Origin of the sequence: Bradyrhizobium sp. CCGUVB4N (assembly GCF_024199945.1) — a bacterium.
Lineage (GTDB): Bacteria > Pseudomonadota > Alphaproteobacteria > Rhizobiales > Xanthobacteraceae > Bradyrhizobium.
In genome coordinates, this window is record NZ_JANADP010000001.1 from 5,353,007 (window position 1) to 5,368,677 (window position 15,671).

14 protein-coding genes are annotated in these 15,671 nt (G+C 63.4%); 5 read left to right on the forward strand and 9 right to left on the reverse strand.

The window, feature by feature from the left end; translation table 11 throughout:
* Window positions 1-515 precede the first annotated feature (515 nt).
* Entirely contained in the window at window positions 516-899 is a 384-nt protein-coding gene (locus NLM31_RS24630) for a hypothetical protein (protein WP_254193961.1), read from the forward strand.
* 260 nt (window positions 900-1,159) lie between these two features.
* Here NLM31_RS24630 and NLM31_RS24640 read toward each other — a convergent pair whose 3' ends face one another.
* From NLM31_RS24640 to NLM31_RS24680, 9 genes are all read right to left on the reverse strand, one after another.
* Window positions 1,160-1,864 carry an ABC transporter ATP-binding protein gene (locus NLM31_RS24640; protein WP_254131834.1) on the reverse strand — a complete coding sequence of 235 codons (705 nt, stop codon included), beginning with the start codon at window positions 1,862-1,864 and terminating at the stop codon, window positions 1,160-1,162.
* A gap of 7 nt (window positions 1,865-1,871) precedes the next feature.
* A complete protein-coding gene (locus tag NLM31_RS24645; RefSeq protein WP_200467568.1) occupies window positions 1,872-3,152 on the reverse strand; it encodes a lipoprotein-releasing ABC transporter permease subunit in 1,281 nt (426 codons plus the stop codon).
* 73 nt (window positions 3,153-3,225) lie between these two features.
* Complete coding sequence (gene proS / locus NLM31_RS24650) at window positions 3,226-4,545, reverse strand: proline--tRNA ligase (protein WP_254193962.1); 1,320 nt, start codon at window positions 4,543-4,545, stop codon at window positions 3,226-3,228.
* 147 nt (window positions 4,546-4,692) lie between these two features.
* Window positions 4,693-6,255 carry a CopD family protein gene (locus NLM31_RS24655; protein ID WP_254193963.1) on the reverse strand — a complete coding sequence of 521 codons (1,563 nt, stop codon included), beginning with the start codon at window positions 6,253-6,255 and terminating at the stop codon, window positions 4,693-4,695.
* A complete protein-coding gene (locus NLM31_RS24660; protein ID WP_254193964.1) occupies window positions 6,255-6,773 on the reverse strand; it encodes a YcnI family protein in 519 nt (172 codons plus the stop codon). The genes NLM31_RS24655 and NLM31_RS24660 overlap by 1 nt, the downstream gene beginning before the upstream one ends.
* A 20-nt stretch (window positions 6,774-6,793) precedes the next feature.
* A complete protein-coding gene (locus tag NLM31_RS24665) occupies window positions 6,794-7,222 on the reverse strand; it encodes a DUF5060 domain-containing protein (RefSeq protein ID WP_254193965.1) in 429 nt (142 codons plus the stop codon).
* On the reverse strand, window positions 7,222-7,746 hold the full coding sequence (locus NLM31_RS24670) for a copper chaperone PCu(A)C (RefSeq protein ID WP_254131839.1): 525 nt from the start codon (window positions 7,744-7,746) through the stop codon (window positions 7,222-7,224). Before NLM31_RS24670 ends, NLM31_RS24665 begins: the two co-directional genes overlap by 1 nt.
* A gap of 41 nt (window positions 7,747-7,787) precedes the next feature.
* Complete coding sequence (locus tag NLM31_RS24675) at window positions 7,788-10,247, reverse strand: TonB-dependent receptor (RefSeq protein WP_254193966.1); 2,460 nt, start codon at window positions 10,245-10,247, stop codon at window positions 7,788-7,790.
* An 86-nt stretch (window positions 10,248-10,333) separates the two neighbouring features.
* Entirely contained in the window at window positions 10,334-10,720 is a 387-nt protein-coding gene (locus NLM31_RS24680; protein ID WP_254131841.1) for a DUF2946 family protein, read from the reverse strand.
* A 469-nt stretch (window positions 10,721-11,189) separates the two neighbouring features.
* Between NLM31_RS24680 and NLM31_RS24685 the strand changes: the two genes are divergently transcribed.
* From NLM31_RS24685 to NLM31_RS24700, 4 genes are all read left to right on the forward strand, one after another.
* Window positions 11,190-11,594, forward strand: coding sequence for a globin (locus tag NLM31_RS24685; protein ID WP_254193967.1), 405 nt, complete (start codon window positions 11,190-11,192; stop codon window positions 11,592-11,594).
* A 139-nt stretch (window positions 11,595-11,733) separates the two neighbouring features.
* Window positions 11,734-12,756: a sugar ABC transporter substrate-binding protein gene (locus NLM31_RS24690; protein ID WP_148753658.1), complete on the forward strand. Its 1,023-nt coding sequence runs from the start codon at window positions 11,734-11,736 to the stop codon at window positions 12,754-12,756.
* A gap of 23 nt (window positions 12,757-12,779) precedes the next feature.
* On the forward strand, window positions 12,780-14,282 hold the full coding sequence (locus tag NLM31_RS24695; protein ID WP_254193968.1) for a sugar ABC transporter ATP-binding protein: 1,503 nt from the start codon (window positions 12,780-12,782) through the stop codon (window positions 14,280-14,282).
* 12 nt (window positions 14,283-14,294) lie between these two features.
* Window positions 14,295-15,323 (forward strand): ABC transporter permease, encoded by a 1,029-nt coding sequence (locus NLM31_RS24700; protein ID WP_254193969.1) that lies wholly within the window; start codon window positions 14,295-14,297, stop codon window positions 15,321-15,323.
* Window positions 15,324-15,671 lie beyond the last annotated feature (348 nt).

Genomic DNA, 15,671 nt, shown 5'->3' on the forward strand with positions numbered 1-15,671 from the left:
GGTTCTTCGAACAATGAACCGGCCCGGCCCCGCACTGCAGCAGGCGGAGCGCTGGTTGATCTGAATCAACACTCGCCCGGAACACTGTGGCTCCCTGCAAACGACGTTTACCGAATGCAGGAGAGTGTTAGTGTTCTTCAATGCATCGCGCGTCCTCACGCTTGCCGCTGCGGCTTTCGCAATAACCGGCACTGCAACCGCCCAGACAGCTGCGCCGCAGATGACGATTGACGCGGGCACGCCCGAGGTGGTGCCATCGCTCTCCGTCCGCTATTCCAAGAGTGCCGCGCTGCAAAGTGCCCAACCGGTGCGGGCCGTAGTGTCACCGAATGCGATCGTCTTCGCCGGTGGCTGCAAGAGCAGCTTCATCTGCCGGCAAGACCTATTCGATCGCAACAGCAGGAATAACCTGCGGTCCGATTGGCCCGCTCCGCCGGCTCAACCAGGTCAGTTCTGACGCGGCGCCTTTCGGTGCGGCGAAGCAGTTCAATTGCCAGTACTTGAAGGAGGTTGAGATGAAGATTGCGGCATTATCTGCAGCGTTTCTCGGAAGCCAATTGTTCGTGATACCCGTTTCCGATCGCGTCCCCGAACTGAAGGTCGAAGCGCAGTGCCAAGCCACCACCGCGACCGACAAGGCGATGGGTCTCTCGGAATCCCAGAGTTTTGCCGACTGCATGCGCGACGAAACGGACGCGCGGCAGCAACTCCAGACGCTCTGGACGGCGACCCCAGGGCCCGTTCGCGACAGTTGCCTGGGCGAAGCGACAGGCGAAGGAAGTCCGAGCTATGTCGATCTTCTCACCTGCATCCAGATGCGGCAAATCGCCAGTGCGACTGCGACGGACACGGCGCCGAAATTGCGAGGCGCTAGCAAGAACCGAAACAAGCAACACTAGCTCGCCGGAGTGGGAAGGCCGGCAGCTCCGTCAGCGCCGCCGGGGTTGCGCGTCGAACCACGCGGCGAGCGGTTGTGGGAGGCGCGGCGGTTGGGGCGGCGTTCCGATCGAGGTGGAACTCCCGCAAGGCCCATGCCGCGACGATGGCATCATCTCACTGTTTTGCCCGACGGGTCAAATCGATTCGCAAAATACGAAAACACCTTTGAGCCCGCGACCGGGCCGCGGGCTACTGTGCATGGGGTTGTTTTCACGTTTTGTTATTCGAGCTCGACCACTTGGCCGTTCGACAGCGACACGCGCCGGTCCATCCGGCCGGCGAGTTCCATATTGTGGGTCGCGATCAGCATCGAGACCTTGGTCGCCTTGACCAGCTGCATCAGCGCCTGGAACACGTGGTCGGCGGTGTGCGGATCGAGATTGCCGGTCGGCTCGTCGGCGAACAGCACGCGCGGCGCATTGGCGACCGCGCGCGCAATCGCGACACGCTGCTGCTCACCGCCCGACAGCTCCGCCGGACGATGGGTGATGCGGTCGCCGAGACCGAGATAGCCGAGGATCTCCTTGGCGCGCTTGACGCTCTCGGACTTCTTCAGGCCGCGGATCATCTGCGGCATCATCACGTTCTCGAGCGCCGAGAACTCCGGCAGCAGCCGGTGCGACTGGTAGACGAAGCCGATATCGGTGCGCCGCAGCTGGGTGCGCTCGATGTCGGGCAGTTGCGAGGTCGGCGCGCCGTTGACATAGACCTCGCCGGAATCGGGCGCCTCGAGCAGGCCGGCGATGTGCAGCAGCGTCGACTTGCCCGAGCCCGACGGCGCGACTAGCGCGACCGACTGGCCCGCCCACAGCGCGAGCTTGGCGTTGTCCAGAATCGTCAGCGCCGCCTCGCCCTGCAGGTACTGCCGTTTTATCTCGTGGAGATAGATGACCGGTACATCTTCCGCCCCCTGCTGCTGCTCCATCAGCCCCTCACTCGTACCGCAGCGCTTCGACCGGATCGAGGCGCGCGGCGCGCCACGACGGGTAGAGCGTCGCCAGGAACGACAGCGTCAGCGCCATGATGACGACGGCCGTGGTCTCGCCGACGTCGATCTCGGCGGGCAGTTTCGACAGGAAATAGAGCTCCGGCGAGAACAGCTCGGTAGAGGTCAGCCAGGACAGGAATTGCCGGATGGATTCGATGTTGAGGCAGATCACAAGGCCGACGAAGAAACCGACCAGCGTGCCGACCACGCCGATGGAGGCGCCCGTGATCAGGAAGATCCGCATGATCGAGCCTTGCGAAGCCCCCATCGTGCGCAGGATCGCGATGTCACTGCCCTTGTCCTTCACCAGCATGATCAGGCCGGAGACGATGTTCAGCGCCGCGACCAGCACGATCATGGTCAGGATCAGGAACATCACGTTGCGCTCGACCTGGAGCGCGTTGAAGAACGTCGAGTTGCGCTGCCGCCAGTCGACCAGGAACACCGGCCGGCCCGCGGCCTCCGTCACCGACTTGCGGAAGGCGTCGATCTTGTCGGGATTGGTGGTGAACACCTCGATCGAGGTGACATCGCTGCTGCGGTTGAAATAGGCCTGCGCTTCGGCGAGCGGCATGAAGACGAAGCCGAGATCGTATTCGGACATGCCGATCTCGAACACCGCGACGATCTTGTAGGGCTTGATGCGCGGCGTGGTGCCCATCGGCGTCACCGCGCCCTTCGGCGCCACCAAGGTCACGCTGTCACCCGCATGCAGCGACAACTGGTCGGCGAGCCGCCGGCCGATCGCGACGCCCTGCCCGTCGTCAAAGCCCTCGAGCGAGCCCTGCTTGATGTTCTTGGCGATCGAGGTGAGGTTGTTCAGGTCGTCGGAGCGGATGCCGCGCACCAGCACGCCCGAGGCGTTCCAGGGCGAGGACGCCAGCGCCTGGCCGTCGACAACGGGGGCAGCGAGCCGGATGCCCTGGACCTGGCTGATGCGCTCGGCGACGTCCTTCCAGTCGGTCAGCGGCGATTCCAGCGGCTGGACCAGAATGTGGCCGTTCAGCCCCAGGATCTTGTCGAGCAGCTCTTTGCGGAAGCCGTTCATCACCGCCATCACGATGATCAGCGTGGCCACGCCGAGCATGATGCCGAGGAAGGAGAACCCGGCGATGACCGAAATGAATCCCTCCTTGCGCCGCGCCCGCAGATAGCGGGCCGACAGCATCCACTCGAAGGGTGCGAACGGCGCAGTTTGAACGGTTTCGGTCATGGTTTCATCCATCGCTCGATAATCCCATGATTCGGGGTCAATTGTGGCCGGATTGGCGGCCGGGATATCGGGCGATGAACAATATTCAGCCGACCAGGCGCGCGACCACGTCCGCCGGAGACAGATTCTCGCGTGAGCCGTCGGCGCGGCGCTTGAGCTCGATCTTGCCGTCAGCCAGCCCCTTCGGCCCGATCATGATCTGCCAGGGGATGCCAATCAGGTCGGCGGCGGCGAATTTGGCACCGGCGCGCTGGTCGGTGTCGTCATAGAGCACGTCGACGCCCTTGGCCTGGAGCTCGGCATAGAGCTTTTCGCAGGCCGCATCGACCGCGGCATCGCCCTGCTTCAGATTGAGGATCGACACGCGGAACGGCGCCACCGCCTCCGGCCATTTGATGCCGGCATCATCATGGCAGGCCTCGATGATGGCGCCCAACAGGCGCGAGACGCCGACGCCGTAGGAGCCGCCATGGATCGGCACGTCCACGCCGTCCGGGCCCGCCACCATCGCCTTCATCGGCTCGGAATATTTCGTGCCGAAATAGAAGATCTGGCCAACCTCGATGCCGCGGGTATTCACGCGCTTGTCCGCTGGCACTTCCTGCTCGAACCGCGCGGGATCATGAACGTCCTCCGTCGCGGCATAGACCGAGGTCCACTGCTTGATGATCGGGGTCAGGTCGCCCTCATAGTCGACATCCTCGCCGGGCACCGGCAGGTCCAGCACGTCGCGATTGATGAACACGCCGGATTCGCCGGTTTCGGCGAGCACGATGAATTCGTGGCTGAGGTCGCCGCCGATCGGGCCGGTCTCGGCGCGCATCGGGATCGCCTTCAGCCCCATCCGCGCAAAGGTGCGCAAATAGGCGACGAACATCTTGTTGTAGGCGACGCGCGCGGCGGCCTCGTTGAGATCGAAGGAATAGGCATCCTTCATCAGGAACTCGCGGCCGCGCATCACGCCGAAGCGCGGACGCTGCTCGTCGCGGAATTTCCATTGGATATGATAGAGATTCAGCGGCAGGTTCTTGTAGGACTTCACGTAAGCGCGGAAGATCTCGGTGATCATTTCCTCGTTGGTCGGCCCGTACAGCAGCTCGCGCTTGTGGCGATCGGCGATGCGCAGCATCTCCGGGCCGTAGGCATCATAGCGGCCGCTCTCGCGCCAGAGGTCGGCGAGCTGGAGCGTCGGCATCAACAGTTCCAGCGCGCCGGAACGGTCCTGCTCCTCGCGCACGATCTGCTCGATCTTCTTCAGCACCCGGAAGCCCAGCGGCAGCCAGGCATAGATGCCGGCCGCCTCCTGCCGGATCATGCCGGCGCGGAGCATCAGCCGATGCGAGACGATCTCCGCCTCTTTCGGATTTTCCTTCAGAATGGGCAGAAAGAACCGCGACAACCGCATGGGAATACTCTGGGAATCAGTGATGGCCCGCAGTGAAACCGGATTGGGAGCGAAAACACAAGGCCGGGAATGAGGAAAAGCCGCTAACGCGGCGGAATTCCTGTCATTTTTCCGTTGCCTTCAGGTTCGACATGAACCGTGTTCGCCTTAAGGCGGTGCGACCTCGAGATCGTCCTCGAGCGTGATCTTCTCGAAATCGGTCACCAGCGCGTCGATCCGCACATGCCAGCGGCCGGCGAAGGGCAGCTCGACCTTGCGGACGTGCCAATAGCCGTCAGGCCCGAGCTTGGCGTCGCGCTCCATCGGTTCGATGTCGCGCTCGGGCAGGCTAAGCGTCAGAGTAGCCTCCTTGGCCTTCAGCGGCGTCGCCTCGCCGGTCATGAGCTGGAGCACGAAATCGTCAACGCCGGCCTTGCCCGGCGACACCAGCACCTGGAACATGGCTTTGTCGGTGTGGATGTGGATTGCCAGCGGCGTCTCCGGAACGATAGTCCGCGGCGGCGGCGTGAAGCGCCAGCCGGCGACGACGGCGAAGATACCGAGCGCGGCCCCACATTCGAGCAGGATCGAACGCTTGAGCGCAACCGCCGCACCCTGGCCTTTCGCCAGCGCCGGCGTCAGCCGAGTGCGATTGAGCCCGGCGAGCGCCAGCAGGGACAAGACCAGCGCCAGCTTGACCGAGAGAATGAGCCCATAGCTGGTCTCGACCAGCGCAGAAAACTTTTCCAGCTGGATGACCGCAAGCGTCAATCCGGTCAGCGCCAGCGCTGCGACCACCGGCATGGCGATGCGCGAGAAGCGGTTCAAGAGCGGCAGCACCGCCGGCGTCGGCTTCGACAGCAGCGCCGCGAGCGGTGCCAGCGCGCCGATCCAGAAGGCAACGGCGAGGCCATGGAGAAAGATCGCCGGCCGCGTTAACACCTCGGGCGACGCCGTTGCCGCGTGCCCGGTGATGGCAAGCGAAAGCCCGACGCCGGTGAACGCAATGACCGCAAGAGCGCGCGCATACCACGCGCGGCCCAGCGCCATCAACGCGAGCAGCATCGCCGCGATGGCGACGAGCAAGGCGGGGCCAGCGCTGGTCGCGAACGCGATTTTCCAGGGGGCCCCCGTCGTGATCGATGCTGGCGGCAGACCGAGGAGATCGAGCCCAAGCGCACCGAGAGAGACAATTGCACTCGGGAGGCCAACAAGGAGCGCCGCGCGGGGCACGCTCATGCCCGTCATCGACCACGAGATCCAGCGGGCAAAGAATACGCCGCCTACACCGACAAACAGTCCGATATAGAGACCGATCCGCGACAGCCAGATCAGCGCGTTCAACCGGCCATCCTCATTGGCCGGAGGCTGCGTCGCCGTCGGCCTGCCGACCGAGAAGATCACCGATCCCGCGACGGGATGACCGTCCTGCGAGATTACCCGGTAGCTCACGACTGCGGTGCCCTGCGGCAGGTCCGGCGGCATCGTGATCGAAACGCCCTCGCCTGATGTCGTGACGGTTGCGTCGTCGCGAGCCCTCCCCGCGCCATCGATCAGCTGGATCGCACCGGGGGTCACCGCCTCGTTGAAGCGCAGCTCCACCGCCTTTGGCGCGCTCGCCAGGATGCTGCCACTCGCCGGCTCGACCGAGATCAGCGCCGCATGCGCCAACGCGCCGGTCGAAGTGCCGGCGACGACGAACAGCATCGCGAGCGCAGCGAGACGACGCATTACGGCTTGGGCAGAAGCTTCACGCCTGGCGCCGGCGACTTGTCCTCGTGCGAACGCGCGGCCCCTTCGGCCGGAATTTCGATCCAGCGGCTGACGCCTTTCTCGCATTCCTGCACCACCGGGAAATACAGCGTGGTGTCAGGCTTCAAGCTGTCGGTGAGGAAGCTGCTGACGACGAACTCGTCGTAATTCTGGTCCAGCAACTTGCCGCCGGACCAGACCACTTCCTTCACGCCCGAAGTCAGCTTGTTGCCGTGATAGTCGTAGGCGCTGGCATACTGCCCCTCGACGACATCGACGTTCCAGCCGGCCTTCGGCATCGGCTTCACGGCGATGACGCCTTCCGGAATCTGCACACGGATCTTGACCGTCGGCGAGCCGGAGCAGCCGTGCGGCACGGCGAACACGGCCTTGTAGGACGCACCGACCGTGGCCTGCTTGCCTTCGAGATAGACGTGTGCGGCCGCAGGCGATGCGGCAAGCGCAGCCATCACGATCAGCCAGATTCGCTTCGACATGTTTAGCCTCTTCGACACCGTCACTTGATCAGGATCGGTGATTCCACGTTGACATGATCTGCCTCGGAGATCGCAATTCCGAGGCCCAGCATCCAGCGCCCCGGCGTCAATTGCGCGACCTTCACGCGCCAGCCGTCCTCGCCGTCGCGCCTAGCTTCGACCGGCGTGAGCTTCCGACCCGTCTGCGTGTCCACCAGTGTCACCGACACGGCCTTTGCCGTGAGCGGCGCCTCGTCCGTCGTTTCGAGTTGGATGGCAATCTCGACCGGACCGGCGCGACCGGGCGAGACCGTAACATTGGCCATCGCCTTCTCGGTATGCAGATGGGTAAAGAAACTGTCGTCGTCAGCCGCAACGGGTGTTGCCGCGGCCGACAACAATACAGCCGCTCCGAGCACCAGGCTCGTGATGGTTCGACGCAGGGTCATCTGGGACTTGATCAGCTTCATCACATCTTCATTCCCGAATGATCGGGCATTTTCTTCATCATCATGCTTCCGCCGCCGCCAGGCGCCTGCGCACCGACACCCTGGACGTCGAGCGACACCACGACCTTGCCGGCCTTCTCGAACTCCAGCGTGACCGGCACCTTCTCGCCCTCCTTGAACGCGCCCTTGAGATCCTGGAGCATCAGGTGATAGCCGCCCGGCGCGAGCTTCACGGTCTTGCCGGGCTCGATGACGAGCCCCTTGTCCAGCGGGCGCATCTTCATCACGCCATTGTCCATCGCCATCTCGTGGACCTCGGTCTTCCCGGCGATCTCGGCGGTCACTGCGACGAGCTTGTCGGGCGCCGAGCCCTTGTTCTCGATGGTCAGGAAGCCGCCAGCGACCTTTGCGCCGCCAGGCGTCGCCCGGCTCCAGGCCTGGGAGATCACGAGATCGCCCGCCTTGACGTCGTCGGCGCGGACGGGAGCCGCGATGACAACGGCCGAGAACGCCGCAAGCGTGAAGATGCGTGAGAGTTTGTTCATATCGATTGCCTTTCTTGTCGCCATTCAGAGTCTACCACCCGTCAGAACGTGTACTTGCCGGCGAGAACGAAAGTTCGTCCCGGGAACGGATGGAACAGGATGTATTGCTCGTTGAAGAGATTATCGATGCCAAAGTCGAACGCGAAATTCTTCGTCGCGTTGTAGTGGATCTTCAAGTCCACAACGAAAAAGTTATCGAAGGCGCCGTAGACGTGCGGGATGATATCCGAATTATCCAACGTCGAATACTGCTTGCCGCTGTAGCGCGCCGCAACCGTATAGGCCCAGCTATCATTCGGCCGATAGGTGACGCCGAACTTGGCGCGCCAGTCAGGAACGAAAGGTACGCGCTTGCCGACGACGCTGGTCGGGCCCTTCCAGTTCGGATCAGAGATGATTCTGGAATCGACGTAAGTGACGCTGCCGAAGACTTGCAGTCCGCTTACCAGCACATTGTCCTTATCAGCCGACAATTCGACGCCCTGCATTCGGATCGCCGCGACGTTGCCAACCGCCGTCTGCACCGATTGCGCCCCGCTCGCGTCCGTCACCGTGGTTGATTGCGAGATAAGCGCATTGTTGGTCCGCTCGCCGAACACGGTGAGCCGCACCCGCCCATCGACCCAGCGCCGCTCGAGATTGAGCTCGCCGGTGAAATCCTGCTCTGGCGACAGCAGCGGATTAGCGAGATAGGTGACACCGCCGACGCTGATGTTCTGGTAGAGCTCGGTCACCGTCGGATAACGGTAGGCCTCACCGAAATTCGCGGTGACATTCCAGTCCTTGTTGGGATCGAACGACAACGATGCCTTCGGCGAGAAATTGGTCGAGGACAGGCCCGGCTGCCACGTCGGCACCGCGGACGTGATGACGCCGGCGCTGGTCGTCGTGGTGTTGAGATTGAAACCCTCGACCGCCTGCCAGCTCTCCAGCCGTCCACCGAGCGTCAACTTGACCATTGGCGTGATCTTCCAGGCATCCTGTACCCAGAGAGCTTCGGTGCGCGTCTCGCCAACACCGGTCGAATAGAGCTGGCCGTTGCCGGTCGAGGGCGCATTGAACCAGACGGTCGAGGCATAGACCGGGTTTTCAAGCCGGTAGCGGTCGCCGTGCAGGCCAAAACTGATCTCGTGCGGACCATCGATTCCGAACGGACGCCAGATGCCCTTGGCGTCAGCGTTCTGCCAGTTGGTGCCGTCCATCCGCGTCACCTTACCGTTCAACGAATAGCCAAGGCCCGGCGGCGCCACCACCGTAAAGGGATTGACCAGGGTATCCTCGAGATAGTTGTAACTCGAGGCCGCAAGATCGAAGTCGAACACGCCCTTGGTATCGCTCTTAAGCGAGACAGCGTTGCTCATATGGAGCTGATCCCAGGTGTACTTGCTGCTCGCAAAGCTGCCGATGCCGCCGAACGTCGGCAAGCCCGTTGCGGTCGATCTGAGATAGGTCTGCGGGTCGGAGGTCTGGTGATTGTTCCAGATGCCGAGCGAATACGTCGCCTGCACGAGCGGCGTAATGTCGTAGGCGAGCCGCAGATTGCCGGAGGTCTGCTGCGAATGCGCCAACGTGCCGGTGCCAACGACGTTGGCAGCGCCGCCCGTCTTGTTGAGCGCGGCAAAGCCGCCTGTCGTGCCAGCCGGGAACGTCGCATTGGTCGTGTACGTCAGCGGCTGCTGATAACTGTCGAGATGATTGGCGCTGACGAGCCAGGACAGCTTGCCGTCGCGATTGCCTGCAGCAGCGCTCGTCTGGCTGGTGACATAGGTGTCCTTGGTGCCGTATTGATTCCACGGCATCACCGAGACGGTTTCCTTGGCCACCGCAAAGGGCTTGTCCGGCATCTTGGACGTGATCAGCAGAACGCCGCCGATGGAATTGCCGGGATAGGCGGCCGCGAACGGACCGTTGAGGAAATCGACCCGCCCGATCGCTTCGGGCGAGATCAGATTCCATTTCGGCGAAGCGCCGGAGTTGTTGTTGCCGATCAGCGCCGAAATCAGCAGATCGTCATAATAGATCAGCGTCCGCGCACTCGAGTTCAGGCCCCAGCTTCGCGTCGCGAGCACCGCCTGATTGTCGCCGTCATTGCGCTTCCGCACGAACAGGCTCGGCATATATTTGACGGCGTCCTCGGGGTCCTTGAGGTTGATGGTCTCGTCGACCTGCTTTGCCGTGATGCTGAAGGACCGCTGCGGCAGTTGATAGCGGGCCACCGCCGCCGGCTGATCGAGCGACGCACGGGCGCTGCCCGCACCCTGCTCATTGGTTGCAGCCACCGAAGCCGGCTGTTCGGCCACCGGCTTTGCCGAATTCCTCCTGGCGCCTGCGGTTTGCATGGCCGGCTTGCGCGGCTTGGGTTTCACCGTCGCGGGCGCATCGACGGTCACCGCAGGCAGTTCTCTGGGGCTGCTCTGGGCGAAAACGCCGCTCGACGAGGCAAGCAGCGCGGCCTGAACGGCAACGAGGCTCACGCCGCAGCGGGCATGACGAGGTAACATGGGGACATTCCTGACGCCGGCTTTCTTTCCGGCCATTCGACAGCATCAATCGCCAACGGGTGAACCAAGGCGATCACGAGAGGTCGTCAGGAGAAGTGGGGAGGCCCCCGCGCCTGAGCGCTTGAGCCTTTATGGGCGGCGAGAGCGGACGCATCCGCCTCATGCCACACCACTCGCGCGGCGTGGCGCAAGGGAACGGAGAGCGTCGCGTGCGGCGGCGAATCGAAGGATGCGTTGGCCTGCGCCAGGCAACACAGCGCGCAGGCACCGGCATGCGCGGTCGGCGCTCCGTTCTGGTCGTTGGGTGTACCCTGCTCGCTGACGCTGTGGCAGATGACCCCCGCGCCAAGCGGATCGGCAACGGCCTGGCCGGCCGCCCAGCAGGCGGCGATCGGCGCCAGCACCTGCATCGCCAAAGCGAGCAGGACAACCGGTAAGAATTTTTGCAGCCGAGCGCGCATCCGCCGAACCATTCGTTCGTCTGCTAACTAAACACTGCGCCCGCTCCGAGTCGAGATCACATCGCCGCCTTGGTTGGGGAGGCGCAAACTCCCAAAAAATGTGACCAGCGGACCCCACCGAAGGCGGACGCCCAGCATTTGAGGCAGTTTGGCCACCCTCGCCAATCCACATATTTCTTATATTTGTCATATGCTTATGGGACAAAAAGCCCGAACATTTCGTCAACTGCTCGAATTTTGAACAATCGTTGCCGAAAATGATGACAAGTGAGAAAAGTTGATCTAGCATCCCTCTTGCTCAGGCTAGCCGCGAGGTCAAAGTCTGGTGGTCCAAGTCTCGGGAGGAGCCCCTGGCGCGCAAAACGCAGCGTCGCCCCGCCAATCAAGATCAAATCTTAGAATCGGGGATAATAGGGTCGACACAATTTTTGAGCGGGGCTAGGGCCCCGCTCTTTTTTTGTCTTTTGCGGCTGATGGGCCGATGAGTGCTTCTCCCAACTTGATCGAACAAAGCTTTGAGCTTGTAGCCTCGCGCTGCGCCGATCTCACGCCCCTCATCTATCAACGGCTGTTCAACGAACGTCCCGAAACGCGGGCGATGTTCCGTTCGCAGGGCAGCGAGTTGGTGATGGGATCGATGCTTGCCCTGACCATCGAGGCGATTCTCGACTTTGCCGGCGAGCGCCGTGGCCATTTCCGGCTGATCGCCTGCGAAGTCGTCTCGCACGACGGCTATGGCACGCCGCGCGAGCTGTTCATCGCTTTCTTCGCCGTCATCAGGGATACGCTGCGCGATCTGCTCGGCGACGAACGGTCAGCCGAGATGGCGCAGGCGTGGGACGCGCTGCTCGCCGAGATCGAGGTCTTCGCTGGCATCGCAGCGTAGCGCTTTGCGCTGCACCAACACGGGCCGCGACGATACCGACGTTGATTGTACGTTGAGTGGCATCAACTCTTGTGAGACACTTTCCGCCTCGGTAGCGCAATCAATGACGCGCCGACGATAAAATATATGGGAGCGAGCGATGTCCGGGACGAAAGATTTCTCGACGACGAGGCGCGATCTTCTTCAGGCGGCAGCAACCGCCGGCGCCGCTACTGCCATCCTCGGCAGCATGGGCATAAATCCAGCACTTGCAGCCGAAGTCGGACGATCCGAGAAGCCGCTGAAGGCGGCGTTCTCCAACGCAGGCCTCCAGGCGACCTGGTGCGCACAGGGCAAGCAGGCGGCGGAATTCTGGGGCAAGCTGTTCAATGTCGAGGTCACCTGGTTCGATGGCCAGCTCGACGCCGTGAAGCAGCGCGCGGCGATCGACAACATGGCCTCGCAGAAATGGGACTTCGTCGCGATCCAGGCCTTCGGTATCGGCACCCTCACCCAGCCCGTGCAGAAGATGATCGACGCCGGCACGCCTGTCATCGACATGGACACGCTGATTGCGCCGCTCGACCAGATCAACGTCCACTCCTTCCTCGCCCCCGACAACGAGTTCATGGGCGCCTCGGTGACGCAGGCGCTGTGCAACGCGATGGGCGGCAAGGGCAAGATCATCATGACCCAGGGCGCGCTCGGCCACACCGGCGCACAGGGCCGCGCCAAGGGCTTCAACAACGTCGTCAAGCAATTCCCCGGCATCGAGGTGCTCGACACCCAGCCGGCCGACTGGGACGTCTCCAAGACGGCGCGGCTCTGGGAAACCTATTTGACCAAATACCCGCAGATCGACGCGGCGTTCTTCCACAATGACGACATGGCGCTTGCGGCCGCCAACATCATGAAGGCGCACAACCGCACCAATATCCTGATCGGCGGTGTGGACGCGATGCCGCCGGCGATCCAGGCGGTGAGCGAGGGCCGCATGTTCGCGACCGTACGCAATCCGTCATGCCGCATCCATGGCGGCGCGATCATCGCGGGCGTCGCGGCCGTCGCCGGTGGCGAGAAGAGCGGCCAGGGCATCCCCAAGAACGTCGTCACCGACGGTCCGGTCGTGACCAAGGCCAATGCCGCCGGCATGCAGTGGATGCAGGATCACTTCCTGATCTGAAATCCTCCAAGATCTGATCTTGCATGCCTGAGGGTCAACAGCCCATCCTGGAACTCCAGGGCATCACGAAGAGCTTCGGCGGCGTCGAAGCGCTTCGTGGTGTCGACTTCGCGCTTCTTCCCGGCGAGATCCATGGTCTCGTCGGCGAGAACGGCGCCGGCAAAAGCACGCTGATGAAGATCATCGCCGGCGTGCACACCGAATTCTCCGGCCGCTTCCTGGTCGACGGGGCGGAGACCCATTTCCGCTCGGCCCGCGATGCGCACGCGGCCGGCATCGCCATGGTGCATCAGGAGCTCTCTGTCGCGCCCGATCTGACGGTCGCGGAGAATGTCTTCCTGGGCAATCAGCCGACCAACCGCCTCGGCCTCGTGCAATGGCGGCGCATGGCGCGCGAGGCCGGCGAGCAGCTTTCGCGTTTCGGCATCGACGTCGATCCGATGAGCAGGCTCGGCGATCTGCCGATCGGGCTGCAGCAGCTGATCGAGATCGCCCGCGTGCTGTTCTCCGGCGCCCGCATCGTCATTCTGGACGAGCCGACATCGGCCCTCTCCCCGCCGGAGGTCGAGCGGCTGTTTACGACGCTGCGGCGGCTGCGCGAGCAAGGCACCGCCATCGTTTTCATCTCGCATTTCATCGAGGACATTCTTCGCGTGTCCGATACGGTGACCGTGTTCCGCAACGGGCGGAAGGTCGCAGAAACGGCAAGCGCCGCGACCAGCAAGGGCGCGCTGATCGAGGCCATGATCGGCCGCGGCGGCGAAGCGCTCGAGCACAGCTACACGGACGATCTGATGCTGCCCAAGCCAAACGACAGCTCCGTCGTGCTGAAGGTCGACCAACTGTCGCTGGCGCGCAGCCTCAACGACGTCTCCTTCGAGGCCCGCGCCGGCGAAGTGCTCGGCATCTACGGCTTCATGGGCTGCGGCCAGCAGGAGCTGTCGCGCATCCTGTTCGGCAAACTGAAGCCGGACGCCGGAACGCTCGCCGTCGACGGCACGCAAAAATCCTTCGCGAGCACGGCGGCGGCGCGGCGCGCCGGCGTGGCGCTGGTGCCGGAAAGCCGGCGTGCCATGCTGTTTCACCAGGAGCCGGTCTTCAAGAACATCTCGATCAGCATCCTGGACCGCATCTCCTCGCTCTTGCTGAAGCCGGCGCAGGAGCGCGACATCGCGCAGCGCCAGGTCGAGCAGTTGCAGATCAGGCCGCCGGTGGTCGGCCTCGATCTCGGCATGCTCTCCGGCGGCAACCAGCAGAAGGTCGCGCTGGCGAAATGGCTCACCTATCCGCCAAAGCTGCTGGTGCTGTGCGAGCCGACCCGCGGCATGGATGTCGGCGCCAAGAACGACGTCATCAACATCGTCCGCGACCTCCGCGCCAAGGGGCTCGCGATCATCGTGCTGTCGACCGAGCCGGAAACGGTGCTGTCGCTGGCCGACCGCATCCTCGTGCTCAAGCGCGGCGCGGTGGTGCGGGAATTCAAGAACGAGCCGGTCAGCAAAGACCGCCTGCTGGAGGCGGCGTGACGGAGAAGCACCATGGCGAGCAGTGAGACGGCACCAGCGGCGGGTCACCGCGCAAAGGGCCTTGCGCCCTTCCTGCGCTCGCAGATGCGCAACATCGCGCCGTTCCTGACGCTGATCTTCCTGTCCGCCTTCTTCGCCTTCGCCAGCCCCTCCTTCGCGACGATCGACAATCTCGGCAACATCCTGACGCAGGTGTCGGTCACCGGAATCATCGCGGTCGGCCTCACCTTCGTGATCCTCTGCGCCGAGATCGACCTGTCGATCGCCAGCATCGCCAATGTCACGGGCATCGCGGTCGCCTACTTCACGCTGCAGGAATCCTACGTCAACATTCCCAACATCCCCCTTCCCGGTGTCGCCGCGATCCTGCTGGCGCTGCTGCTCTGCGCGGCTCTCGGCCTCGTCAACGCGCTGGGGCTGACCGTGATCGGCATCCCCTCCTTCATCATGACGCTCGCCATGATGCAGATCGCGGCCGGCATCTCGGCGCTGCTGGTGCGCGGCCAGATCGCCTACAAGGTGCCGGGCCTGATCTCGACGCTCGGCTCCGGCTCGATCGGCGGCATCCCCTGGATCGTCATCGTCGCGGCCATCATGCTGCTCGGCGGGCACCTGGTGCTGACCTACACGCGCTTCGGCCGCTACGTCTACATGGTCGGGGGCAATCGCGAAGCGGCCGAATATTCCGGCCTCAACGTCAAGCTCATCCTCGGCGCCGTCATGGTGATCTCGGCGGTGTGCTCCGGCATCGGCGGCATGCTCGGCGTCGCCCATTTCGGCAGCGCGCAGCAGAACGAGTTCGACACCTATCTGCTCGACTCCATCGCCGCGGTCGTGGTCGGCGGCACCAGCCTGTTCGGCGGCCGCGGCGGCATCGGCAACACCATCGTCGGGCTGTTCGTTCTCGGTGTTCTCAATAACGGCCTCGACCACGTCAACATCGACAGCTTCCTGAAGATCCTGATCCGCGGCGTGATCCTGCTGGCGGCGCTGATCATCAACGTCTATGCGCAGCGCTTGCGAGAAAAAGCGGCGGACTAGACGCCTTCAACGCAAAAGCGCGAAAACAACCCCATGCACAGTACGGATCATTGGGGACTTTCGCGTGGAGCAACCTGCGCCATTTCCGAAATTCAATTTGACACGTCGGGCAAAACAGGAGCACAATTCCATCATCGCGCCGATCGCGTGTCTCGGGAGCACTGAGCTCAAGCCGGGGACGAGCGGCTCTGTGGTTCGAGCCGCACGCGTCTCCTCAGGAGCTTGAATCACGGCTCGACGACCAAGCGGACAACACGCAGCCCCCAAGACCTCGCGCGCCCTCCGAGTTCGACGCGCCGTCTGGTGTGGGTACCCACCTGTTGTAGCCCGGCGGAGCAAAAAGCAGGT

Bases quoted from the DNA above. Each gene is read 5' to 3' on its own strand.
- NLM31_RS24630 (WP_254193961.1), top strand. From the start codon at position 516: ATGAAGATTGCGGCATTATCTGCAGCGTTTCTCGGAAGCCAATTGTTC.
- NLM31_RS24640 (WP_254131834.1), bottom strand. From the start codon at position 1,864: ATGGAGCAGCAGCAGGGGGCGGAAGATGTACCGGTCATCTATCTCCAC.
- NLM31_RS24645 (WP_200467568.1), bottom strand. From the start codon at position 3,152: ATGGATGAAACCATGACCGAAACCGTTCAAACTGCGCCGTTCGCACCC.
- proS (WP_254193962.1), bottom strand. From the start codon at position 4,545: ATGCGGTTGTCGCGGTTCTTTCTGCCCATTCTGAAGGAAAATCCGAAA.
- NLM31_RS24655 (WP_254193963.1), bottom strand. From the start codon at position 6,255: ATGCGTCGTCTCGCTGCGCTCGCGATGCTGTTCGTCGTCGCCGGCACT.
- NLM31_RS24660 (WP_254193964.1), bottom strand. From the start codon at position 6,773: ATGTCGAAGCGAATCTGGCTGATCGTGATGGCTGCGCTTGCCGCATCG.
- NLM31_RS24665 (WP_254193965.1), bottom strand. From the start codon at position 7,222: ATGAAGCTGATCAAGTCCCAGATGACCCTGCGTCGAACCATCACGAGC.
- NLM31_RS24670 (WP_254131839.1), bottom strand. From the start codon at position 7,746: ATGAACAAACTCTCACGCATCTTCACGCTTGCGGCGTTCTCGGCCGTT.
- NLM31_RS24675 (WP_254193966.1), bottom strand. From the start codon at position 10,247: ATGTTACCTCGTCATGCCCGCTGCGGCGTGAGCCTCGTTGCCGTTCAG.
- NLM31_RS24680 (WP_254131841.1), bottom strand. From the start codon at position 10,720: ATGGTTCGGCGGATGCGCGCTCGGCTGCAAAAATTCTTACCGGTTGTC.
- NLM31_RS24685 (WP_254193967.1), top strand. From the start codon at position 11,190: ATGAGTGCTTCTCCCAACTTGATCGAACAAAGCTTTGAGCTTGTAGCC.
- NLM31_RS24690 (WP_148753658.1), top strand. From the start codon at position 11,734: ATGTCCGGGACGAAAGATTTCTCGACGACGAGGCGCGATCTTCTTCAG.
- NLM31_RS24695 (WP_254193968.1), top strand. From the start codon at position 12,780: ATGCCTGAGGGTCAACAGCCCATCCTGGAACTCCAGGGCATCACGAAG.
- NLM31_RS24700 (WP_254193969.1), top strand. From the start codon at position 14,295: ATGGCGAGCAGTGAGACGGCACCAGCGGCGGGTCACCGCGCAAAGGGC.